Source organism: Pseudoalteromonas sp. THAF3, assembly GCF_009363775.1.
Lineage (GTDB): Bacteria > Pseudomonadota > Gammaproteobacteria > Enterobacterales > Alteromonadaceae > Pseudoalteromonas > Pseudoalteromonas ruthenica.
This window is the reverse complement of the sequence record NZ_CP045418.1, coordinates 3,090,884-3,114,492: the sequence shown is the minus strand read 5'-3', so window position 1 is coordinate 3,114,492 and position 23,609 is coordinate 3,090,884. Positions and strand designations below refer to the sequence as shown.

18 protein-coding genes are annotated in these 23,609 nt (G+C 49.4%); 8 read left to right on the top strand and 10 right to left on the bottom strand.

What is annotated here, in order from left to right; translation table 11 throughout:
- The first annotated feature begins 142 nt into the window (after nt 1-142).
- The 3 genes from FIU82_RS14595 (at nt 143) to FIU82_RS14585 (ending at nt 2,796) form a co-directional block, all read left to right on the top strand.
- Nucleotides 143-1,015 (top strand): MBL fold metallo-hydrolase, encoded by an 873-nt coding sequence (locus FIU82_RS14595; protein ID WP_172972735.1) that lies wholly within the window; start codon nt 143-145, stop codon nt 1,013-1,015.
- Between the two features lie 80 nt (nt 1,016-1,095).
- Nucleotides 1,096-2,022: a prohibitin family protein gene (locus FIU82_RS14590; RefSeq protein WP_022944991.1), complete on the top strand. Its 927-nt coding sequence runs from the start codon at nt 1,096-1,098 to the stop codon at nt 2,020-2,022.
- Nucleotides 2,023-2,061: 39 nt separating this feature from the next.
- Nucleotides 2,062-2,796 (top strand): SDR family oxidoreductase, encoded by a 735-nt coding sequence (locus FIU82_RS14585; protein WP_152441379.1) that lies wholly within the window; start codon nt 2,062-2,064, stop codon nt 2,794-2,796.
- A 5-nt stretch (nt 2,797-2,801) separates the two neighbouring features.
- On the opposite strand, the gene FIU82_RS14580 is transcribed toward FIU82_RS14585, so the two are convergent.
- From FIU82_RS14580 to FIU82_RS14555, 6 genes are all read right to left on the bottom strand, one after another.
- Nucleotides 2,802-3,038, bottom strand: coding sequence for a hypothetical protein (locus tag FIU82_RS14580; protein WP_152441378.1), 237 nt, complete (start codon nt 3,036-3,038; stop codon nt 2,802-2,804).
- Complete coding sequence (locus FIU82_RS14575; protein ID WP_152441377.1) at nt 3,035-4,642, bottom strand: PepSY domain-containing protein; 1,608 nt, start codon at nt 4,640-4,642, stop codon at nt 3,035-3,037. The genes FIU82_RS14580 and FIU82_RS14575 overlap by 4 nt, the downstream gene beginning before the upstream one ends.
- Nucleotides 4,639-4,926: a hypothetical protein gene (locus FIU82_RS14570; protein WP_022944995.1), complete on the bottom strand. Its 288-nt coding sequence runs from the start codon at nt 4,924-4,926 to the stop codon at nt 4,639-4,641. The genes FIU82_RS14575 and FIU82_RS14570 overlap by 4 nt, the downstream gene beginning before the upstream one ends.
- A gap of 47 nt (nt 4,927-4,973) precedes the next feature.
- Nucleotides 4,974-7,301, bottom strand: coding sequence for a TonB-dependent receptor (locus tag FIU82_RS14565; protein ID WP_152441376.1), 2,328 nt, complete (start codon nt 7,299-7,301; stop codon nt 4,974-4,976).
- A gap of 183 nt (nt 7,302-7,484) precedes the next feature.
- Nucleotides 7,485-8,699 (bottom strand): PepSY domain-containing protein, encoded by a 1,215-nt coding sequence (locus tag FIU82_RS14560; protein WP_152441375.1) that lies wholly within the window; start codon nt 8,697-8,699, stop codon nt 7,485-7,487.
- 9 nt (nt 8,700-8,708) lie between these two features.
- Nucleotides 8,709-10,850 carry a TonB-dependent siderophore receptor gene (locus tag FIU82_RS14555; RefSeq protein ID WP_152441374.1) on the bottom strand — a complete coding sequence of 714 codons (2,142 nt, stop codon included), beginning with the start codon at nt 10,848-10,850 and terminating at the stop codon, nt 8,709-8,711.
- A 317-nt stretch (nt 10,851-11,167) separates the two neighbouring features.
- Here FIU82_RS14555 and FIU82_RS14550 point away from each other — a divergent pair, with 317 nt between their 5' ends.
- A complete protein-coding gene (locus tag FIU82_RS14550; protein ID WP_152441373.1) occupies nt 11,168-13,000 on the top strand; it encodes a fasciclin domain-containing protein in 1,833 nt (610 codons plus the stop codon).
- Between the two features lie 67 nt (nt 13,001-13,067).
- Here the strand turns inward: FIU82_RS14550 and FIU82_RS14545 are convergent, their stop codons facing one another.
- On the bottom strand, nt 13,068-17,240 hold the full coding sequence (locus FIU82_RS14545) for a DEAD/DEAH box helicase (RefSeq protein ID WP_152441372.1): 4,173 nt from the start codon (nt 17,238-17,240) through the stop codon (nt 13,068-13,070).
- 122 nt (nt 17,241-17,362) lie between these two features.
- On the opposite strand from FIU82_RS14545, the gene FIU82_RS14540 reads away from it, so the two are divergent.
- Nucleotides 17,363-18,049: an SDR family oxidoreductase gene (locus FIU82_RS14540; RefSeq protein ID WP_045979392.1), complete on the top strand. Its 687-nt coding sequence runs from the start codon at nt 17,363-17,365 to the stop codon at nt 18,047-18,049.
- A 40-nt stretch (nt 18,050-18,089) separates the two neighbouring features.
- On the opposite strand, the gene FIU82_RS14535 is transcribed toward FIU82_RS14540, so the two are convergent.
- Both FIU82_RS14535 and FIU82_RS14530 read right to left on the bottom strand, forming a co-directional pair.
- Complete coding sequence (locus FIU82_RS14535; protein WP_152441371.1) at nt 18,090-19,244, bottom strand: iron-containing alcohol dehydrogenase; 1,155 nt, start codon at nt 19,242-19,244, stop codon at nt 18,090-18,092.
- A gap of 12 nt (nt 19,245-19,256) precedes the next feature.
- Nucleotides 19,257-20,111 carry a type 1 glutamine amidotransferase domain-containing protein gene (locus FIU82_RS14530; protein WP_152441370.1) on the bottom strand — a complete coding sequence of 285 codons (855 nt, stop codon included), beginning with the start codon at nt 20,109-20,111 and terminating at the stop codon, nt 19,257-19,259.
- A gap of 103 nt (nt 20,112-20,214) precedes the next feature.
- Here FIU82_RS14530 and FIU82_RS14525 point away from each other — a divergent pair, with 103 nt between their 5' ends.
- The 3 genes from FIU82_RS14525 to FIU82_RS14515 all read left to right on the top strand — a co-directional run bounded on the left by FIU82_RS14525 (nt 20,215) and on the right by FIU82_RS14515 (nt 23,044).
- On the top strand, nt 20,215-21,123 hold the full coding sequence (locus FIU82_RS14525; RefSeq protein ID WP_045979389.1) for a LysR family transcriptional regulator: 909 nt from the start codon (nt 20,215-20,217) through the stop codon (nt 21,121-21,123).
- 71 nt (nt 21,124-21,194) lie between these two features.
- Nucleotides 21,195-22,727, top strand: coding sequence for a carbon-nitrogen hydrolase family protein (locus FIU82_RS14520; RefSeq protein WP_045979388.1), 1,533 nt, complete (start codon nt 21,195-21,197; stop codon nt 22,725-22,727).
- Nucleotides 22,727-23,044 (top strand): multidrug efflux SMR transporter, encoded by a 318-nt coding sequence (locus FIU82_RS14515; RefSeq protein ID WP_022945006.1) that lies wholly within the window; start codon nt 22,727-22,729, stop codon nt 23,042-23,044. The genes FIU82_RS14520 and FIU82_RS14515 overlap by 1 nt, the downstream gene beginning before the upstream one ends.
- On the opposite strand, the gene FIU82_RS14510 is transcribed toward FIU82_RS14515, so the two are convergent.
- Entirely contained in the window at nt 23,041-23,508 is a 468-nt protein-coding gene (locus tag FIU82_RS14510; protein WP_152441369.1) for a hypothetical protein, read from the bottom strand. The genes FIU82_RS14515 and FIU82_RS14510 overlap by 4 nt on opposite strands.
- Nucleotides 23,509-23,609: the final 101 nt, after the last annotated feature.

Below are 23,609 nucleotides of genomic sequence, written 5' to 3'. Positions count from 1 at the left end.
TTATATGGCTATTGATAGTTGTTAACAAGTCATTGGGTACTGTTACCGCCACAAAGTGACGCCGCCAAAAGCGCGAATATGAACTAAACTGCAGACAATTGCGTTCTCTACAGTAATAACAACACCATCAACAGGAAAAACAATGAAATTACCCTCGTTATTTACAGCGGCAGTGGTGGCGACTACCATGAGCGTCTCACTTCAAGCTGAAGAAGTAGAAATAAAAACTCAGCAATTGAGCGAACACATTCATGTTCTTTTCGGTCAAGGAGGCAACATAGCCGCGCACCTAGGTAAAGATGGCACCTACATCATTGATGACCAATTTGCCAAGTTAGCCCCAAAAATAAAAGCAGTGCTGAAAAATCTCAACCCGAATGCGCCAGAGTTTGTGATCAATACCCATCACCATGGTGACCATACCGGCGGCAACGAAGTGTTTGCCCAATCTGGTGCCCATGTTATTGCCCATCACAATGTTCATAAGCGTTTGCAGCAAAAGCATGGTGAGGGTTCACAGTACTTACCCAAGCTAAGCTTTGGCCAAGACTTAACATTACATTTTAACGGCGAGCATGCTAGAGCGGTACACTTTGCCCATGCGCATACCGATGGCGATGCGGTGATTTTTTTCGATACCGCCAATGTCGTGCATATGGGCGATATCTACTTTAATTTAGGTAGCTTGCCTTTTGTTGATGTGGATAGCGGAGGCAGTGTGGACGGCATCTTAGCAGCGGTTGAGCAAGTGATGGCACAAATAGATGACTCCACTCAGGTGATCCCAGGGCACGGGCCGATGAGCAATAAAGCAGGGCTGCAGAGATATTATCAGTTGCTCAGCAAAGCGAAATCACTGATGGTGGCTGCGATTGATGAGCATCAAGACCTCGAGTCAGTATTGGCGGCAGACCCACTCGGGGCGCTTGAGCTTGAATACGCCAACTGGTTACCCAAAGAGCGAGTAACCACCCTATTTTACCGTAGTTTAACCATTGAGAATCATGGGCATTAATATGAATGCTTAGTTAACAAATGTGAATGGTTAATTTATACTCGTTGTTCCTACAGTGAAGTAATTAAGGAACAACGAGGATGAACGATAATAACCTACCTGATTTAACCGCCTCGGTAGGCAAGAAAAAAGGACTTATCATTTCTGTCATTGCCATGGTGTTAGCCGTATTTTTGGTAATGAGTGCGATGTACACCGTTGATGAAGGCCATGTTGGCATCATTAAACGCTTTGGCGAAGCCACCGAACAAGTGAATCCCGGGCTGCACACCAAAATACCTTTCGTCGACAGTGTCGAGATGTTAGAAATCCGCACACGCAAAAACGTAGAAAAGCTGCGTGCGGCTACTCACGAGCAAATGCCCTTAACCGCTGAAGTGAGTATCAACTGGACAGTGATCCGCACCGAAGCTTTTGACCTTTTTAAAAGCTATGGCGGGTTGACCCAGTTCGAAAATCGCATTTTGGACCCGAAGCTTCGCTCGGCAACAAAAGATGCGCTGGCGCGTTACAAAGCAGAAGAGCTGATTCAAAACCGCTCGCAAGTTATCGCCCGTATCGAGGAGCTGTTACTTGATGAAATGAAAGCTTATCCGGTGAAGTTAGACTCGGCGCAAATCGAAGACTTGGTATTGCCGCAAAAATACATCCAATCTATCGAGACCAAGCAAACAGAAAAGAACCTTGCGGCGGCTGAAAAGCACCGTCTAGAGCGCCAGAAGCTTGAGGCTCAGCGTGAAGTAAATACCGCAATGGCTCAACGTGATGCCGCAAAAGCAAAAGCAGACGGTAAAGCCTATTCGATTAAAATCGAGGCGCAGGCCGAAGCGGAAGCAATTAAACTAAAAGGTTTAGCGGAAGCTGAAGCGATGCAGAAGAAAGCTGAAGCCATTAAGAATAATGCCACCCTAGTTGAGTACATGCGTGCACAGCAATGGAATGGTCAGATGCCGACTACGGTTATGGGCTCAGACCAAGGTATTCTTTGGAATATGAAAGAAAAATAAGAGAAGCGGCGTTAGCCGCTTTTTTTGTGCAGTTAAGTTATGAATAAACATACCGTACTGGTCACCGGCGCAAGTCGAGGCATTGGCGCAGCAACAGCCTGGTTGTTGGCCGAGCAAGGTTATCAAGTCGTCATTAACTACCTGAATAATCATCGCGCCGCGCATGCACTCGTAGCAGAGATTGAACAAGGTGGTGGCGTAGCGCTCGCCGTGGCTGGCGACGTCAGCCAAGAATCAGAGGTAGAGCGTCTCTTTGCGACCATTGATGAGCATTACGGCGGCCTTACTCATTTGGTGAATAATGTTGGCATCTTGGCAGCGCAAACCTCGCTGGCAGGGCTCAATGCTCAGCGCATCAATCGCATTTTGAGCGTGAACGTAACCAGCGCCTTCTTATGTGCTCAAGCAGCATTACTACGTATGCCTGATAACGGCGCTATCGTTAATGTGTCTTCAGCTGCAGCGCGCACGGGTGCGCCCTTTGAATACCTCGATTACGCAGCATCAAAAGGGGCCATGGATAGCTTCACTATCGGCTTGGCAAAAGAGGTTGCCGCGCGAGGGATCCGCGTCAATGGCGTGCGCCCAGGCGTGATTGCCACTGATATTCATGGCGACGGCGGGGAACCAGAGCGTGTGCATCGCCTTGGGCCGCAGTTACCCTTAGGCCGTTGTGGGCATGCTCACGAAGTAGCACAAGCCATTGCCTGGCTACTCGGAGAACAAGCAAGTTTCACCACTGGCACTTTTATTGAGGTCAGTGGTGGCGCTTGAGGCTGTTATTGCCGGTCAGGCTTGCCTAAGCTCAAGGCGATAACTATCCCTGCTAATAAGGCACTAGCAATGAAAGTGAAAGCGCCGCCGATAACGCCGTAGACATAAACAAACCCCCAGGCTGCTGAGCCATAACCAAGCACCGAGCTCAGCACAGTGAGTGGGGTTTTAGGGTGTTTACGCACTAACCCGGTGGCGGCCAACAGTAGCATCGAGACACACACGAGTATTATTAGCTTCATACTTGTTGCTCCTGATTAACAAGCTGCGACCGAGTTGCGGCGCCTTTATAGAGGCGCCTAAGGGCGTAGTAGCAACCTAAGCCAATAGCAAAAAAGCCGATATCAACACTACTTACCAATAAGCTGCCAGCATTAAACACGTGGTTTTCAGAGAGTAAAACGTTAAGCGGTAGCACCAACAACGCTAAGCTGCCTATGCATGCTAATGTCGCTTGGAAATAGCGATGATAATGCCAAGGTAATGCGCCCAGCAGTAACCAGAGCAACCATGAATAGAAAAACAGCGGGCCGATAACGGCATTGTGCGCGGTGGGTGGAACATAGGCATTGATGAGCACTTGCGCCGGAAACAGTAACATACAGGCCAGTACTAAGCCGCCACAGCTGCCAATGATAAAACGATTCCAGCGCTGATAAGCTTTGTGGCTTAAGCTCGGGTTGTTGCCTCGAGCGCGTTTACTTAACCACATCATGATCCCTGACAGTGGCAATAGTGCTGTGGTTAAGCCCAGCGCAGTCCACACGAGCTTGATAAAAATCCCACCGAAATTACCAAAGTGCAAGGGAAACAATAGCTCTAACACTTTGATGGACACGCCGGGGATATCGCCAAAGCTACTCATTGATTTTATGTACTCGCCATCGCCGTGATAATGCAGTAACTGCGAGGCCACCGACTCCCCGCCAAGCAAACGCAGATAGACTTCGCTGTTGGCATCGTTATGCGCCATAATCGTGGCATCAAGAATATGGGCATCGGCGAAGCGCTGCTCGGCATCAGCAAGAATGTCGGCCAGTTGGGTCGGTTGATACTGATGGCTAATGACTGGCTCAGGAATGGCGGTAAATGTTTCCACCAGCTTATCTTGATCGCCGCCAAAGCTAACCAAAGCGGCGGCTGGCAATAAAATAACCGTGGCTAGGCCAAGGAATGCCCCAGTAAAACCAATCACGCCATGAAAGAGACTTCCCCAAATCCCCATGATTTTGTGCCCGTCACTTACCCACAGAGTGGTCCCTTTGTGGCGGCGAAAGGTAAACAGTTGCCGCAAAAACTGACGGTGGATAAACAGCCCGGTGAGCGTCGACACCAACAGCGTCAAACCTAGCACCCCTGTGAGTATTAGCCCAATCGGTCGGCCGAGATGTAAGTCGGCATGAAAGTGGCCAATAAAGCTGGCAGCATCTGTTTTGCGCTTAGCATAGAAGGTTTGGCTCGGACCATAGTAAGTCGATTGCAACGCCAAGGTGTTGGGGTGAAATTGAAAAACGTGCGCCACAGCTTGGTCGTAATTGTCATCACCATGATGCGACTCAAATAACAAGGTCAGTAAATGAGTGTTATGGCCGCTAGGCAGATACACATGAATATTTTCACCGAATGGTGCGGGTACTTGCTCATGGTATTGGTTCACAAGCTCAGTGATTGCTTGCGCTGGTATTTTTGGAGCCTGTTGAATTTCGGGGTTCGCCCATATTTTCAGCTCAGGGCGACTCAATACCGCAATAGCACCACTAAAGGCGACAATAAATAGCAATACAGCGGTAATAACTCCCACCCAACTATGGATATTAAAGAGCTTCTTGATGGTTAATGATTTCATCCTGTTGCTCCTGTTAGGGCGATAAAACTTAATACGCCATGAATAACTATCAGCAGTACCATTACTGCCAACGGATGCCATGCCTTTTCCGCCATATATGCGTACATAAATAGCGCCGTCCAAATAAGCGGAAACAGCATAATTGGCATGAGAATTTGCTCGCTCATGGCAAAAGGTAAATAGGTTGTCATGCCCGGAATAATCACTACCGAGGTGAGCAGTGCCAACACGCAGGCAAGAAAGTGCCGACGCTTGGTGGCACTGAAGGTGCGTTTTTTTGTCATATTATTGCCCCTTGAGCGCGGCGCTGGGCCGCGCGATGAATGCCTAACTAAAATTGCGCTTCAAAGCGCACACTGAAGGTGCGCGGAGCGCCTAAGGTTTGGTTGCCAAGCCCCGCTGGGGCTAACACAACATATTGCTCATCAAGCGCATTTTGCACTAAGGCGTACACACCATAATGCTGCCATTGGTAGCCGACACGGGCATTGACCAGCCAGTGGGCGTCATTGCGTGGGTCTAACCCCTGCTCTAAGGGTGTGGATAGGCGTTGGGAGCTGCCGGTGTAGCTGGCATTCACATTGGCGACCCAACCTTGATGAGAGAAATAATCAACTCCCATTAGCGCAGTCCATTGCGGCGCACCGGCGAATTCGCGTCCGCTGTAATTGGTCTCAACGCCATTAAAGAGTTGCACGAAGTCGTCAAACTCTGTTTGCGAATAACCAATACCGCCATAGAAGCGAGTGCTTGGGTTGAGCGAGTAACTTAATTCGGTTTCAAAACCTTGGACATGGGACGCGCCAACGTTGCGAACCTCACGATCATATTGGTTACTGGATAGATAGACATCAACTTGCTGGTCTTCCCAGTCCAAATAAAAGAGGTTGGCATTAAGTACTAATGCGTCGTCAAGCCACACGGAACGCATTGCTAACTCGTAGTTCCAAGTGTATTCAGGGTCGAACGTAAAGGGCGTCGACTGGGCGATATTAGTGCCCACACCACCTGAGCGATAACCGCGTTGCACTGTAAAACTAGATGATACGTCATCATTGAAGCGATACGTAGCGCCCACTTTGGGCAGCCAAGCATCAAAGTCAGCGTCTTCAACGGGCTCGTCGCCTGAGGCGTCGGCGGCCATCGCGTATAATTGCTGATTAATACCGCCAATCAGTTGTGCCAGCATGGGATCAAACGCATAGTCACTGGGTTGTGGTAGCGCTTGTTCGGTGCGTGCACTGATACTGATATCGGTGGTGTTGCCGTTTTCCTGTTGTTCGCGGTCATAGCGTAGGCCAGCGAATACGTCCCAGTGGTTGTTTAGCTCATAGGTAAAATCAGCGAACAAGGCGGTGGTGGTGATCCCTTGCACATAATGGGCAGACTGGCTAATAAACAAGGGGTCAGCGCCACGGTATAATTGCAGAACTTGTTCGGCTAACACAGCGGGTAGTCCCAGCCCGCCAAACTCTGGGGGGGCTGTCAGTAACGTGCGTACACCCAGCTGCTCAAAGGTGACACCACGCTCGCCACTGCTGATGTCATTAACATCAACATCGGAATAGTAAAGCCCGATTAACCCACTGAGGCGTTCACCATCATAGGTTAAGCGCAGTTCTTGAGAAGTGGTTTTGTCTTCGCGGCGATCGGTGAGTGTTGATTGCGGTCCAACCATCGACGCATCGCCATCCCATTCATAGCCATACTTTGAGTTAGAGTAAGTGGTGATTGCAGTGAGGCGCCAAAAATCAGTAAGGTCGTACTGCATATTGAGCGCGTACATGTCGGTATTGGTAAACTCAAAGGTTGGTGAGTCGAGATAAACGTAACGATCAGCGAAGATATCGTTAATCGGATAAGCCGTATTACCGCTTTGTGTCGCTACCCATTCGATGCCTTTTTCGTTTTCGCTGTGCATCAAGCTCAGTTGTGCTTCAAACTGGGGTAAGGCTGTCGGCGTATAGCGTAGCTTAGCGCGATAGAATTCATTGTCGTCAAAGTCCGACTCTTCACCGGTAGCCACATTGGTGTTGTAACCATCGCTATCACGTTTTTCAGCACTGAGACGAAATGCCAGTTCATCCTCAACCAGGCCACCTCCAAGAGCAATAGCGGCTTCTTGAGCACCGTATTCGCCCATGCCCAGGCGAGCTTTCAAACTGTATTCTTGCTCTGCATCGCGGGTATTCATGACCACCGCGCCTGCCAGTGCATTACGGCCTTGCAGGGTCGATTGCGGGCCTCGAAGAACCTCCACCTGGCTGATATCCCAAGTAGAAAAGCCGCCTTGTTGCATCATTCTGTACGGCACAGGCGCGCCATCGATATACACACTGGCTAAACCGCCAGAGCCGCCGCCGGTAACATTAAACGCATCAATGCCACGAATATTAAAGCCTGCACCGTCAGTTCCAGATACGTTGGGGGTCCGAGCAAGGACATCATAGAAGGTATTGAGGTTCTCACGCTCTACCGTTTGCTCTGTTATTACGGCAACGCTGGTGGGGGTTTCTTGTAGACCGCGATCAATTTTTTGACCACTGACAATAATCTTTTCGATATCCTGAACATCGGCGTGAACGGTTAAGCTGTTTGCTGCACATAACGCCAAAGTAATAGCACTGGCTAAGGGAGCGAGAGCGGGAGAGGACTTCATAATAATTCCCTGTATGAAAAATGAAAATCGTTCTCATTATAGATCTGTTATGTAAGTACAAACAATAATCATTTGTTCATTTTTTGCTAATAAAGCTGATTAATCGCTAATTTTCTACTTTCAACTCAATAGTTAAGGGATTAATTGTTATTTTTAGAGTGGTAGCACTATTGCAACACCCTCTTACTTCTCAACGCCGAGCACTGGCGAAAATAACTGCGCCGGAACGTTGCGCACACTAAATGACATACTCGTGGCAACCACCGAGGCGAGCACTAAGGCAATAGCGATAATGCCGGATAGCCCCAGCCAGCGAATAGCAGAGGTTTTGCGTCGCACTCGTAACCAGCCCATCACCACACCGGCACCGCTTACAAAGGTCATCAGCGCGCCAAAGAACGCCCAAATGAGCTTAGTGCCGAGGCCGGCAAAGTTACCAAAGTGCAATGGATCGGCGGTGTCTTTTAGGCGCGGTACTAAGGGCAGCTGCTCGCCTTTTTGAATACCTAATACGGCACCTGTTGCCGGGTGCAAATAGACCTTATTGGCGCGTAGACGCAGCAGTATATCGTCGTTGTAACCGCGAATTTGGATAGCCTGATGACTGTGTTGTGGGTAGCTGATATAGCGAATATCCAAGCTTGGGAAGGCCTGCTTTGCTGCCTGATAAGCGGCGCTCAAAGTGAGCGGCGGGCGTGTGCTCTTTTCATTTTGATTGGCCAATTGGGTCACTGCTGGCGGCGGTGCAACATAATGATCTATCTTCGCCGTTTGTAGGCCGTGTTCAAGTAAATACCATAACCCCGTTAGTGCCATCACCAAGATAAACCAGTAACTCCACAGGCCGAGGAGTTTATGCCAATCGGACCAGCTATTGCGCTTGCTAAGTGTGAGAGCAGCGGGGCGCTTCAAAAAATGACGCCACCACTGACGATATACGTAAAGGCTGGACACCAACAACACCACTAACAGTAAGCTTAAGCTGGTGATGATCAGCTTCCCCGTCCAACCCATGGATAGGGTCATATGCCAGTTACGTAAGAATCGTGAGATACGTGCCCACGGCCCCTCTCCGAGTAATGCACCGGTGGCACCATCCACATACACGAAGCGAAAAGACCCTTGTATTTTTAACTGAACTTCAGTGGCGAGATAGTCTTGTTTATGGCGAGTTAGATACATCACCTGAGCACCGGGGTAATGCGTATTCAAGGTGCGTTCAATGGCGGCAAAATCGGTGTCGCCACTGTCACTGATAGCGCGAAACTGACGATCACTCAGGTACTCAAGCTCGTGACTGAGCGTTGCCAAAGTACCCGATAAACAAGTCACAAAAAGCAGGGCGCCAACAAACAGCCCTGCCCATGAGTGCACATTAAACCACTGCCTAGCGCTCACTGGTATTCCTTAAAAACGATACTTGGCGCTCACATAAATGCGACGAGGCTCGCCAGGGAAGTGCCCTGTACGGGTAATAAAGCCGCTGGATGCATACTCTTTGTCGAAGAGGTTTTTAACCGAGAGCTGCCATTGCCAGTTTTGATACTGGGTTTGCCATGCCATATTGTAAATGGTGTAAGGCTTCACCGGCAATCCACCTAGGCTCATTTGCTCGTCGACATAGTCTAAACCTGCGGAAATTGAAGAATTAAGCTGTGGCAACTCATAGCGGGTCCAGACTCCCAGCGTGTTTTGTGGCGCATTAGCAAACTTGTCGCTGTCGGGAATTTGGTTGCGAATGCTATCACTGGATTCGGTGATTCGCGTGTCGTTGTATGCATAGCTTGCGGTGATCACCCAACGCTCGGTAATATCTCCCACCACTTCCAGCTCGATACCCTTACTTTGCACTTCTCCCAAGGCCACCAAATCATCGGTGCCATCATTGCCACTATCACCGAGCAAGCTAGGCTGTAAGATATTCTCGCGAACAATATCGTAGGTGGCCATGTTCACTGCGAGGCTGTCATCGAAAAGCTTAGTTCTTAGCCCTAACTCATTGATACGGCTGTGTTCTGGGTCAAACGGGCCACCAGCAGCAGGGTCTTGATTGCTCGCGCTTTGCGGCACAAATCCGGTACCGTGCAAGGCATAAGGGAAGAACATGTCATTGATGTTATAGCTGGTGCCGAGACGATAAGTTATATCGCTGTCCGAGAATTTGGTGTGATTGAGCTCATCACGGTCTTCAAAGTGATCGTAACGTAGCCCTGCGATCACACTCCATTGGTCGGTTAAATCGATTTGGTCTTGTGCATAGACCCCCCAACGTGTCAGCGTAGTCGCGCTCAAGCGAGAGGCAATGGCGTCCATGTTATAGTCGGCACGTGAAGTCAGACCATACTCAGGGTTGTGTAGGTCGAGCCCGGGCACGGGGCCGCCTTTACTCTGTTGCCGTGCAGTACGGTAATCGCCAGCAAAGTCATGTTTATACCAATCACTACCAAGCAGTATTTGATGCTGCGTATCGCCAAGTTGCAACTCAGCAATAGCGTTGGCTGTTAGACTAAGACCTTCATTTTCGCGTATTTGGTCACGAAATTCGCGATGGCTCCAGTCAGCCACGCCGTCGTTGTCAGTATCAACTAGGCCGCGAGGCTCATGGTAATTCTGCAGTTCCTCGTTGTCGAAGTAACGTGCGGTGATATCCATTCGCCAAGTATCATTCAGGTCATGTTTTATAATGGCTTGATAAACATGGGCCTCAACGTTCTGAAAGTCAGTCGCTTCGTTGTGATTCCAACTAATGTCGGTGATGAAGTTACCTTGTTCGTCTACAGGAACGCCACGCAAGCGTGCGCCACCTAGCTCTTGTTCTATATAGGTATACTGTAGCGTCAGCTCGGTATCGTGAGTAGCCAGCCAGGTATAGCCTAGATCGACAATGGTGTTGTCGGTGGTGGTGTTGGCGCGAAAAGGCTCTTCACTATCGCGGTATAGACCAACGCGATAGGCATGAGCGTCGGAGTCACTGATGGCGCCGGTGCTTTCAAACGCTCCGCTAAGATAATCATCATTACCAATCTCTAGCTCTACCGTGGTTTGCTCACTAAACTGCGGCTTTTTAGTCACATAGTTGATAATGCCGCCTGGGTTACCACTGCCATACACTGCGCCAGCTGGTCCTTTGAGCACGGCGACTTGTTCAATATTAAATAGCTGGGGAACGGCAAAACCATTAAATGGGTCGCCCTTTACACCATCATAGAGAATTTCGTCTTGGCGAAAGCCGCGAAAGGTCACCCCTGAATAACTAAACGCATTAACGCCGGCGATATTGCTGTATAAATCGGTGATCTGCCTTGCAGCTTGATCGCTTATTAATGCTTGTGGCAGTACCTGAATCGACTGTGGAATTTTTTCCAAAGGCGTATTGGTGCGGGTACCGAAACTTGACTCTGTTGGCCGATAAAGAGAAAACGCGCGACCAACTACCTCAATTTTCTCTATGGTATCGTTATTCGCTTGATCTTGCTCGGTGGCCGTATTGGCAAGAGTAAGAGCCGGTAAAGAGCTAATTACAGCTAAGAAAATAGAACAGTAGCGCATAGTTATTGTAGTAAGTAAAACTGAAAACAGAACTTAAGTATAATGAAAATAATTATCACTTACAATGTGGTTGTATAAGGCTTATATAAAATTGAGCAATAGTTAGGAGCACTCTCGGTGCTTTATCTTTGCTCTGGAAGTGATAAAAATATCAATTTATTTAGATAGTTACTATGTGGTTGTGATAGAGAGAATCACCGTTGTTTGTTGATGAGGCAGGCACAGCTTGTATAAATAAAGTAACACTTTATTGATCTTTTATTATCGTTACCGACGTAGTTGAGTTTGCTGTCTCACTCAAAAAAAAGGAAGCAAACGTGAAAGACTATCTGAAATTAACGCTTATAGCAGGTTTGTTGGCGCTTACTACTGCTTGTAGCGATGATGATGACAACGATACTGCTGTCGTCGAACCGCCCGAAGCGCCCATTACTACAGTGGTTGATGTTGCCGCTGCGTCTGAGGATTTTGAAACCTTGACCGCTGCACTTCAGGCCACCGGGCTAGATGCCACTCTCAGCGATACCGACAGTCAATTTACAGTGTTCGTACCCACTGATGACGCTTTTGCCTTGCTTGGGCAAGAAACCATTGATGCCTTGCTTGAGGACCCTGATACCCTCTCGGCAATCCTCACTTATCATGTTTTGGACTCTCGGGTCAGCTCAAGTGCCGCAATTGACGCCTCAGGCTCAACTATTGCGACAGTCAATGGTGCAGCATTGGGCTTGTCTTTATCTGGTGACGAGTTATTGGTCAACACGGCCACCGTGACCACCACGGATATTAGCGCCAACAACGGCGTGATCCATGTGATTGATGCGGTATTGACGCCGCCACAATCGCAACCGCAGCAGCCAACGATGAATATTATTGAAACAGCGGTTGCCAGCGACGACTTCACCACCTTAGCGGCGGCTCTTGAAGCGACTAATTTGGTCGCAACCTTGAGTGACGAATCGCAGGAGTTCACTGTTTTTGCTCCGACTGATGCGGCTTTTGCGGCATTGGGGCAAGCCACTATCGACACGTTACTGGCCAACCCAGAAGTGCTCAAAGAGATATTGTTGCAGCATGTTGTCAGTGGCTCGGTAGACTCAATCACGGCATTTTCTTTGAATGGCCAACAAGCACAGACGGTATCAGGCAATCAGATAGATATAACCATTGATGGTGAAAACGACACGCTAAAATTTGGTGATGCCACAGTGATCATGACAGACATCCAAACTACTAACGGTATTATCCATGTGCTCGATACTGTTGTTGTTGGTGAAGTTCAAGTCCCGGCACCAGCACAATCTGTGGTCGATGTCGCCGTCGGTAATGGCAACTTCAGCACTTTGGTGGCGGCTTTGCAAACCACAGGGCTGGATACCACTTTAGCCGATTTAGAGCGTGAATTTACCGTTTTTGCCCCGACCGATGCGGCCTTTGAGCAGCTTGACCAAGCTACTGTCGATGCGCTATTTGCCGACGCTGAAGCGCTATCAGATTTGTTGCTTTATCACGTACTTCCTGATGCCACAGTGCAATCAGACGCGGCCATTGCTGTGGCTAACTCAGAACAGCCGATGATCACCATGGCCAATGGCGATACAGCGACGTTATCGCTGCAAAATGACATGTTGTACATTGGCAATGCTCAGGTAACCACCGCCAATGTGGCTGCTGACAACGGTGTTATTCATGTGATTGATAGCGTGCTAATGCCGCCTAATGAGCAGTCAATCGTGGATGTTGCCGTAGCCGATGGTAATTTCACAACCCTAGTTAGTGCGTTGCAAGAGGCTGGGCTTGAGCAAACCTTGGCAGACTTAGAGCGCGAGTTTACGGTGTTTGCCCCCACCGATGCGGCGTTTGATAAGCTTGACCAAGCGACCTTAGATGCGCTGTTAGCCGATCCTGAAGCGCTTACAAATGTACTTTTATATCATGTAGTTGCTGATGCTACGGTGAGCTCTGATGCGGCCATTGATATCGCTAATTCAGACAACCCAATGGTCACCATGGCCAATGGTGATATGAGCACTTTGTCACTGCAAGATGGAGCGCTGTATATCGACGAGTCGGTGGTGAGCTCGGCGGATGTGGCAAGTGACAATGGCGTCATCCACGTCATCGACACCGTTTTGATGCCCATGCAATAAGTACAACTCAGTGTAGACAGCCGGCCCGCTTATTTAAGCGGGCTTTTGTGCTTGTTGTGGTACAGAGTTAAAAGGTGTCTTTAAGCATAGCCATCATCTCGCTGACACTGAGCTGTGCAGTGCTATCAAAATCACTGAGTAAGGTGTCGGCTAATTCGCGCTTGTGCTGATGCAGGGCGAGAATCCTTTCTTCAATGGTGCCTTTGGCAATGAGTCGGTAGATGGTTACTGGTCGTGTTTGCCCCATACGGTGAACGCGATCAGAAGCCTGTTGCTCCACCGCTGGGTTCCACCAAGGATCCATATGAATAACATAGTCGGCCGCCGTGAGGTTCAAGCCTGAGCCACCGGCTTTAAGGCTAATTAAGAACACTTCCCCTTGGCCTTGCTGGAAGGCCTCAATACGTGCTTTGCGCGCAGCGGCTGGGGTGCTGCCGTCTAGATATTGATAGGCGATGCCACGGCGCTTAATATGCGCTTCCAATAACCGCAAATGACCGACAAATTGGCTAAAAATAAGTGCTTTATGATTATTCTCAAGTAGCTCCTGTAGTAGTTCATCAAGGGCTTCGAGTTTACTACTGGTTAAGGTGCTTTGTGGCATTGCTAATTGTGGGTGACAACTGGCCTGACGCAACTTAGTCAACTGCGCCAACATTTGGATGCGTTGTTCACCGGGATTATCGAGTTGCTCTAGTTGTTGCAGTTGCTCAAGGGCCTGCTGGCGCAGCGCTTCATAAAAATGCTGTTCTTCGTCGCTCAATGGGACTAACTGGTTAATTTCAGTCTTTTGCGGCAGCTCCTGCAAAACTTGCGACTTTAAGCGGCGTAGCATAAAAGGTTTGATCAGTTCCTTGAGCGCCCGGCGTGCCTTTAAGGCCTTGGCCGGCTCCTGCTCGGCATTCTCAATGACGTGGGTAAAGCGGCGACTAAAGCGTTTTAAGTTGCCCAGCAAACCAGGATTAATAAAGCGAAACAAACTCCACAGTTCGGTGAGGTTGTTCTCAATGGGGGTGCCTGTGGTGATCAGTTTAAATTCGCCTTTTAGGGCGTACGCAGCGCGAGTGCGTTTAGCCAGCGGGTTTTTTAACGCCTGAGCTTCGTCGGCAATAATGCTATGCCAGCGGATGGGCTCAAGTAACTCAATATGACGCTGTAGTTGCTGGTAGCTGATCACTAAACCATCGCCGGCGCCAAGCGCCTGCACTTTCTGCGCTCTTCTCTGGTGATCTTTTAGTTCTGAGAATTGTGTTAGCGTTAAGGTCGGAGCGAAGTGCTGCGCCTCTTGCTGCCAATTAAAGCACACCGAGGTAGGGGCAATGATCAACGCTGGGCCATCCCCGGCGCGGGCAACTAATACCGCCAAAGCCTGCACCGTTTTGCCTAAGCCCATATCATCGGCTAAACATCCTCCCGCACCCCAGTGGGCGAGACGCATGGCCCAGTCAAAACCTTGCAATTGATAATCGCGTAAATGTGCTTGAAAGGTGCTGGGGAGTGGCGGCTGTAACGTATTGGCTTCACGCATGCGGCGATCTAATTGCTCCCAGCCAGGCACAGTTTGCATGCGCATACCCGTGGTATGGTCGCGAATTAAGCGGCTGGTTAGCGGGTGATATAAGCCCTGATCTGCCGCCCCGCTGAGCACTTCGAGCTGCTGTTTGAGCTGCTCGCTGAGCGCCACAATACGATTATCTTCCAAGGTAATAAAGCGCCCCCCACTGGTGGCGAAAGCGGTGATCAAAGCTTGCCACTCCAGCACCTTGCCATCGTCCAATGTGGCGCTGCCGGTAATATCAAACCACTCATTTTTTTGGCTGATACTGAGTTGTAAATGCTCACTTTTTAGTGGCTGTGTTAGGGTAATAGCTTTTCCTCGCGGCCAACGCAGCTTGAGCGGTAAATCAGGGTGTTGGTTGGCTAACGCCAATTGCAATTGCTCTAAAGTGACCAGCGCAGGTTGCCAATCGGGTTGTGACAAGCTGGTGTCGCTCATGGCCTGGAAATCACTGCAATGCTCATCGAGTTGCTCGAGCAAACGTTGTTCGTAGGCGAGATCGCGCTGTAGAGCAATACGCTTGCCGTGAATATGAGCACTGACATTGCGGCTGCCCACCCCCGGCTTCATGGTCGGGCCATGCTCGCCAAAAGGCATCACTACGCAGTCGAACTTTAACCCCGACGCCAAAGGGGTAATATTGATCACTAATTCAGCAGCGGGTGCTGTTTGTATGAGTGCTTCGCCGATGCCATCGATGTCTGACTCGATGTTTATCAATGGCGCAATAGCGCGGATGCTTTGCAGTGCTTTTGCTTTCGCGTGACTGGGTATGGTGAGCCCCGCTTCGCCAACGATATTAACCACTTGCAGATGCTGTTGCTGAAAAATAGTGAACTCACACACCCCAGGGCGAGGCATACGTACCGAGGTAAGTGGCGGCTCTGCCTGATAAATCTGGGTGGGCAACTGGGCGATACTGAGGCTAAGCTCATCGCCATGGGTGACGATGCGGAGGCTAGGCTCGCGCTGCACCAGCTCCAAAGCATGGCCTTGCTCATCAACAATATTGTCGGCGCCAACGGCACAGGGTAGGGCGCTGGCAAGGGGTAAATGGTATTCTTTGCTGCGGTAGAAGTCATGGCCGGTGCGCACGTCGATTTGGGCGCAGATAGCCTGGTCTTGGTGGCTCAGGTTAAAGCTCTGAGGCTCTTTATGCAGGCGCTGTAACGACACGGCTTTGCCTTTACTCCAACCATGTTTACTGCGTTTTTGTTGTTTTGGTTTGAGCGTTGCTGCAAAACGCTCAGAGGTTAATTGCCATACTAACCGAGTGTCTTCATCGCGTGTGTTGTCAGTTTGAGTATCAAGCGCAAGCAGCTGTTCAAGGGCAATATCCCAGCTTTCTTGGCTTCGGAGTAAATGCGCAATGTTGATGGGAACGTCGGTAGATAAGCCGTCAAACTGCTGTAAAAATGCGCCAAATAGCTGGCATTGGCTATGTTCGAAGAAGCGTTGAGCTGGGTCTTTGAGCGCTAATAACCACGGCTCCGGTGATTGCGAACTCCAGCGGTACGCTGCCAGCGCAAACACCACATAAAGCTGATAATTCAACTCCCCTTTGCGACAGAACCCCAAGTAATCGGCGCGAAATCGGTAACTATCACGGCCTTTGAGATGATGCATAAAGCGCCTTAAAACCAACTCGATAGTCAGTGCAAATTCGCTGCGTTGCTTGTCTTGTTGTTGGTGATCCAGTTGCTGCTCTAGGGTCTGCAAGGGGCTGCGGTCTTGGCCACTGCCTAGAGTGAGCAAGGTGAGCTGGTAAAAAAGGCCGTAGATCCCTTCCAGGTATTGCTTTTTTCGCCGTTGATATCGACTTTTGGCCTGTAGTGCCTGTTCAAATAACTGCTTCGCTGCTGCGAATTGTTGTTGTAAAAAAGCAGCACTGCCTTGCAGTAATAAACTATATAACTCGGTATCTTGCGGATTAATATGGGCCGCCAGTTGAGTGATATCGCCACGCCATAGATATTGCTCCGCCTTTAGATTGTGTAGCCAGGTGTTGTCCGGCACTGCGACACAAGCTTGATGCAAGTACTGCACTAGTACTGCCGTGCTTTGGCCTTGTTGCCGATGTGTTGCCATTAGGGTGGCGAAGGCTTGATACTGTAAACGTGCATCCAGGGTCTTGAACTCATCAAGGTTAAAGGGATAGAACACCAAGCCGCACAGCGCCGGACTTTGTTGCCAATCAAGTTGTAGTGGATTTTTAGGCAGTGCCAACAGCTCCATTACCCGCTTGTGTTCACCAAGGAAATACATATCTCGAATAAGGCGACGCTGATCGGCGGTTTGCTCTTGCCACTGGTAACTACTCAACACCGGAACCACGGTCTCGGCAGCGGTCAGCATCGCCAAGTAATGATTTTTAGCTATGGCGCTGCGTACCAGTGAATTGGCGACTAAACGGTTAATGACCACGCCGTGGCGACTTTGCTGCACCAGTTCTAAGGCTTTTAACTCGGTAATGGCATGTTTCAAGGTTTTGTCGCTGAAGTGCGCGATTGCAGCCATGTCCGGATGCTGCACAATGCGTGTCAGGGCATGCAACTCAATCGGTTTATAAATGGCGGCTAACACTCGGGCAAGGTGTTGTTGCTCTTGGCTAAGCTCATTAAAGCGGTGCAATAGCTCAGCAATGGTGTCGTTCAATTCAGCGGTTAGGGCGATAAAATGCATGGTTATGGCAGTGCAATGGTGGTTGCGACACGCTAGCAAAGCCAAGGTTTTTGCACAAGTGGGTTGTTTTTGCCTGTAACCCCCCAAGGTCTATAAGGTCAGTTTAATTAAAAGGAGAGTGTATGAGCGAGAAAATTGTGTTGATCACTGGCGCTTCCAGCGGCATTGGTGAAGCCACGGCACGTAAACTTGTGGCTGAGGGGCATAAGGTGGCATTGACCGCCCGCAGTGAGGATAAGCTTACTCAGTTGGTACAAGAGCTTGGCGAAGACTTTGCCGTAGCGTTTGCCTGTGATGCCACCGATTATGATGCACTTAAAGATGTTGTTGAGCGTACGGTGATGCATTATGGGCGCTTGGATGTGGCTTTTGCTAATGCCGGTACTGGAGTGAGCAAAGCGGGCACAGAAAAGGGCGACCCACAGCAATGGCAGAAGATGATAGACATTAATATTAATGCCTTGCTATATACCGCTCATGCCAGCTTGCCACATTTGCGGAAAACCCAAGGGCAATTCATTCTTACTAGCTCGGTTGCTGGGCGCATGCCATTGAAGGGGTCTATTTATGGCGCGAGTAAGTGGTTTGCCTATGGCTTTGGTCAAAACCTGGCGCTAGAAATGGCTCAGTGGCAGGGGCGTTGCACCACTATCACCCCGGGCATGGTGGACACGCCATTTTTCGACGAACCGAAACCGGATAAGCTTGCCGCTGACGATATTGCCGACGCGGTTTACTATGCTATCAGCGCTGATGCTAGGGCGAATGTGCGTGAGGTGCATGTCATGCCGACACAGATGGACAGCTAGCAAGATTGATAAGTAAGGGCCGCTTGGCGGCCCTATCACCTTAGTGTGCCAGTTCGAGAATGGACTGGGCAACTTGAGGGGTAATATCACCGTGTTCGCCGAGTTCATGCAAATCATTGCGACGCAGGTTCTCAGCTGCTTCGCTAGCCGCTTGGCTATCTAATCCGTAATCACTGAGGCGGGTTTTCACCCCCATCTGCTCGAAGAAATCTTGCACCGCTTTGATGGTGGCATCGATGAGTGCCTCTTCATCGGCGTTCTCTAAAGCGAAGACTCGCCGTCCTAGCTGCATGATTTTCTCACGCTTTTGCTCTTTTTTCACAAACATCAGCGCCGGTAGCACAATGGCCAAAGTTTGCGCGTGGTCGAGGTTATAAAGCGCTGTCAGCTCATGGCCTATCATGTGCGTGGCCCAATCTTGCGGCACGCCTTTACCAATTAAACCATTAAGTGCCATGGTCGCTGACCACATGATATTAGCCCGTACAGCGTAATCATGCGGTGTACTTAGCGCTTGCGGGCCCTGCTCAATAAGAGTCGACAAAATGCCTTCGGCAAAACGGTCCTGCAGCGGCGCGTTCACCGGGTAGGTTAAGTACTGTTCAATCACATGGACAAAGGCATCAACCACACCATTAGCCACTTGTCGAGTGGGCAGCGAATAGGTGTAAGTTGGGTCTAACACCGCAAATTGGGGTTGCACTAAAGGCGAGCCAAATGCGCGCTTTTGCTGTGTGGCCTTTTTGGTAACCACCGAATTACCGTTACTTTCCGACCCCGTGGCCGGCAGCGTAAGCACGGCGCCAATAGGCAGCGCGCTTGTTACCTCAGCCCCTTCAACGAGAATATCCCAACCGTCGCCAGGATAGTGCGCTGCTGCGGCAATATATTTCGCTCCATCGATCACGCTGCCACCGCCGACGGCAAGAATAAAGTTGATATCTTGCTCTTTGACCACTTGCAGAGCCTCACTGAGAGTTTCATAGGTGGGGTTAGGTTCCACTCCGGCGAACTCAACAAATTCGAACCCGGCAAGGGCGGCGACGACATCGTCATAAACGCCGTTTTTCTTAATCGAGCCGCCACCGTATAGCAATAAGATTTTGTCATTGCTATTAAGGCGCTCGGCGATAAGCTTGCTTTGGCCTTCGCCAAAGAGGATCTCTGTGGTGTTTTTAAATTCAAAGTTTAACATGGTGTTACTACCCTACTGGCTACGTTGACGCAATGCGGAAATAAGTGCATCGGCAAGTTTGTTATCGGAAAAAGGGTTTTGCGCGGTGATCAGCTCTCTATCAACCACTACATTAGGTTGCCATTTGTCGGCAAAGCTCATATCGCCACCGGCTTGGGCCATGGCTTTGGCTGGATAATAACGTAGTTTTTTACCTGCCAACGAGGCTTCAAAGCTGGCTTCCTCGGGATTTGAGAAAATAGTCATACGGTAACCATCATAGAGCCAGTCTGTGGCTGACGCGTTTTGCCCAGAGGCAATCTTTTGCTCGTAAGCGCTGGGGTTTTGCTGTGCTGATAACAGCGCGATAGGCCCGTGGCAAATAGCCGCCGTAGGTTTCTGCTGACGATGAAAGTGCGCCAAAATGGTGCCTACTTCTGGGTTATTGGCCAAATCTATCAAAGGTGCGTGGCCACCAGGAATGAATACACCGCTGTACTGGTCTAGGCCGTTGTCGATCACTTGCGTGAGGCTCAAGGTGTCGTTAATGCCATCTAAGTTCGCTACGACCTGTTTAATACGTGCCATTTCTTGTTCATTACCCCCAAAGTACATGGCTTTGACCGAGTTTTCGTCTACTTGTGGGGCGTTCCCTTTCGGTGTTGCAAGCACTAACTCATAGCCCGCTTTTTGCAACTTATCAGCGGGTACGCCAAATTCATTGAGGTAATACCCTGTTTCATAGGTACTGCCATCGGCGAGGGTCATGTGCGTTTCACTAGAGAGCAGCACCAGCACTTGCTCTGCATTGCTATTGGCGCTAACGGTCGCCGTGGTTAGTAAGGTCGCCACGGTGGCGATTAGGGTGGTAATTGATCTGATACGCATACTTGCTCCAATCAAGTTTAGGATGAGACAAGTATAGCGGAGGGCTATAATAAGCAGAATTCAGTTTAATTTGGGTTAGGTATAAAATATCTGATATCAGTTTATGTCTTACTTTGTGCAATTACGAACCTTCGTTGAAGTCTATCGCTGTTTGAATATCTCTCGAGCGGCGAAAAATCTGGGGCTATCACAGCCGGCGGCGACAGCGCATATTCAAACGGTGGAGTCGGCCGTGGGAAAATCGCTCTTTACGCGCCGTCATCGCGGGGTTGAGCCGACCAACATAGCGCATGAGTTGGCGGCCCAGTTGGGCAGCCATTTCGATGCCATAGAACAAAAAATGGCGTCAACGCGCAGTCGCTCTACCGATGTGCAAGGAACCATTACCCTCGCCGGGCCCGCCGAATACATTAGTTACGTGGCCTCCGCGCAGCTAGCAAATCTATTGCAGGGGGGCAATGTGACGGTCACCATCTTGCCCGGTAACCGCGAGCAAATTTATTCGGCATTGGACAGCGGCAATGCCGATTTAGCGATCACCGCCTCATTACCCGATAGCAAGGTTTATGACTATCAGGTGCTCGATAGTGAGAGGCTGATGCTGGTTGCACACCGCTTGCTTGCCGATGCGCTTGCCCAAGCACCAATCGATGCCAGCGTTTTGAACACTTTGCCAGTGGTGAGCTACGATGCTCAGCTACCGCTTATTCGAGAATATTTTGATGTGATTTTCAAAGCTCATTGTCGCTCGCCAATCGTAGCGACCTGCCCTGATATTCGTGCCCTGGCGGGGATTGTGCGCACCGGCGTGGGTTATTCGGTGTTGCCGGACTACTTGTGTCATGACGATATTCGCAGCGGACGTTTGGTGCAGTTGGGCCCCGAAGGACCGGAAAACAATATTTATTTGGCCTGGCGCAAAGGCGCGTTGGCACATCCTAGAGTTAACTATGCACGAGATATTATGATGGCGTTTTCCAACATTAATCGCTACGCATTTCATCGCGAATAAGTGTATTGGCTCTTTTGTTTTGCCTGCACTAACACCACAATAGAGTTTTACAGTGCCCATGGGAGGGAATGATGTCGGTAGAAAAAACCCGCTTAGCCATTTGTAATCTGACCAAAGAGCAATACCCACAGATTAAAACACTAATGGACGAAGCTTACCCCGATTTAGGTGGTGCTTGGCCTAGCCACACGATTTTCCGTTTGATTGACCAGTTTCCCGAAGGGCAAATTGGCATTGTTGATGATGAGCAGTTAGTAGGCATCGCCCTCAGTGTGCAGGTTGACTATGCGCGCTTCTCTAACCCTCATACTTATGATGATATCGTCGATGGCCATGACCGAGTGTTTAGCGACCCTAATGGCGATGCATTGTACGGCTTAGATGTGGCGATTGCCGCGAGTCACCGAGGCATGCGTTTAGGAAGACGTTTGTATGATGCGCGTAAAGAGCTATGCCGGCAGTATAATTTAAGGGCTATTTTAGCCGGAGGTCGTATACCGCTCTATCACAACTATCGCGCCCAGATGTCGCCTATGGAATACATCGAAAAAGTGGATAGGAAAGAGGTGTATGACCCAATCCTCAGCTTTCAGCTTGCCAACGACTTTCAGGTCAAGCGGCTGTTAAAAAAGTACCTGCCAGAGGATGAAGAGTCGGTGGGTTATGCCACCTTATTGGAGTGGAATAATATTCTCTTTGAGCCTACGGATACGGTTATTGAAAGCACCAAGTCGATTGTTCGTGTGGGTGCGGTGCAATGGCAGATGCGCAGTGTTGAAAGTGTCGATGAGCTGCTTAAGCAAGTGGAGTATTTTGTCGATACTGTTTCCGATTACCAAAGTGATTTCATCCTCTTCCCTGAGTTTTTCAATATGCCGTTGATGGGCATACAAGAACATCGCAGCCAGACCGAGGCGATTCGCTTTTTAGCTGAGTATACCAGCACGCTCGTTGATGCGATGTCGCGTATGGCGGTGGAGTACAACGCCAATATTATCACCGGCTCAATGCCGGTTGCTGAGAATGACACTATTTATAATGTCAGTTACCTGTGCCATCGCAGTGGTAAAGTGGATGAACAACGCAAAATCCATATAACACCTCATGAGGCCAATGACTGGGTGATCCAAGGTGGTGATAAAATAGCGGTATTTGACACTGATGCCGGACGAGTAGGAATTCAGATTTGCTACGACGTAGAGTTTCCCGAACTGGCGCGTATTCTTGCCGAGCAGGGATTGGATATTCTCTTTGTACCCTTTTGGACTGATACCAAAAACAGCTACTTACGCGTGCGCCATTGTGCCCAAGCGCGCGCCATTGAAAATGAATGCTATGTAGTCATCGCAGGCAGTGTGGGTAATTTACCGGAAGTGGAAAGCTTAGATGTGCAGTACTCGCAAGCTGCGGTATTAACGCCATCGGATTTTTCTTTTCCTCATGATGCTTGCTTGAACGAAGCCACGCCTAACACTGAGATGTTGTTGTTCTCTGATCTTGATATGGATAAGTTGAAAATCCTCCACAGTGAAGGCACAGTGCGCAACCTTAAGGATCGTCGCGATGATCTGTACCAAGTAAAGTTAGTTAAAGGAGCCTCTTAATGGCGTGGTTGTATTTGATTTGCGCAGGGTTATTTGAAATTGGTTGGCCAGTGGGGTTAAAGCTGGCTCAGGAGCCACAAACGCGCTGGTTAGGGATAGCCATGGCAATTGTATTTATGGGTGTTAGTGGCTTTTTACTTTGGCTGGCGCAAAAGACCATTCCCATTGGCACAGCCTATGCGGTTTGGACAGGCATAGGCGCCGCAGGCACCTTCTTGGTTGGGGTGTTCTTCTACGGCGATAGCTCATCATTAATGCGCTATTTCGGCGTGTTATTGATTATCGCTGGAGTGATTACCTTAAAGGTGGCGAACTAAGGGTAGGTGACGGTGATTAAATCACCGTCGACCACACACTTAAAAATTTTATCATTTATCCATTTTTGGCTTACCATATAAGTGCTTGCGCCCACCTCCTCTCGAGTGGCGACGACATCCTTATCGATATGCAGTAACTCGCCACTACTAGGTAATAGCATTGACATCCAACCATATTCCTCTGGGGTACCTAGGTGTAAAACCCAAATCAGCCTTGCTTCTTGCCAAAACATATAAGTGTATTCGCTGCCTTCGCGGTAGTGAGCAACATAAAAGTGGTGCTGCCCCGATAGTTCAGGTCTTCTTTGCTCGATAACTTGTAATAAGGTGGATTTAAAGTATTTAAAACCTGGGTTATCCGTTATGGAAGTTAGCTCTTTTTCTTCAGAATGAGCCTGTGCAGTGAACATTGTTAAGAGGATAACGATAAGGGTAATATAAGTGAGCTGCTTAGTTCCTTGCATGGGGGGTTCCTTTTCTATCCGTGCCCAAAAATACTACTACATACAATGGCTATTAAATAAATGAGATAAGCAATTTTGAGCCTAAAAGCGGTGCCTATACA